General features: G+C 55.6%; 1 protein-coding gene. It reads right to left on the bottom strand.

The window, feature by feature from the left end; translation table 11 throughout:
* A partial coding sequence (locus L9G74_RS20490) for a hypothetical protein (protein WP_238898607.1) occupies positions 1 to 247 on the bottom strand: 247 nt, incomplete at its 3' end.
* Positions 248 to 275: the final 28 nt, after the last annotated feature.

Raw genomic sequence — 275 nt, 5'->3', positions numbered from 1 at the left:
CCTTGTTCACCAGACACAGGCTGGAATCCACGAGCAGCGGCAGCACGACGACGGAGTTTGTTCTTGGCAGAACGAGAAGCAACGGTAGCCCAAGTAGAGGCAGCAGTACCCAAAGGGGGCGAAGAAACGGACTCTTTAGCACCATTTGAACGGGCAGCAGAAGAAACAGCGGTATTTGAATTGGGGGTGCTTGTAGGGACCCCGGCAGATCGTGCGGCCAGTTCGGCACGCAAGGAAGCAATTTCATTGGCCTGAGCCTGGTTTGTTTCGGCTAG

This window comes from Shewanella electrica, from assembly GCF_022321485.1.
Taxonomy (GTDB): Bacteria; Pseudomonadota; Gammaproteobacteria; order Enterobacterales; family Shewanellaceae; genus Shewanella; species Shewanella electrica.
The sequence above is the reverse complement of the archived record's forward strand: the minus strand, read 5'-3'. Positions and strand labels throughout refer to the sequence as shown.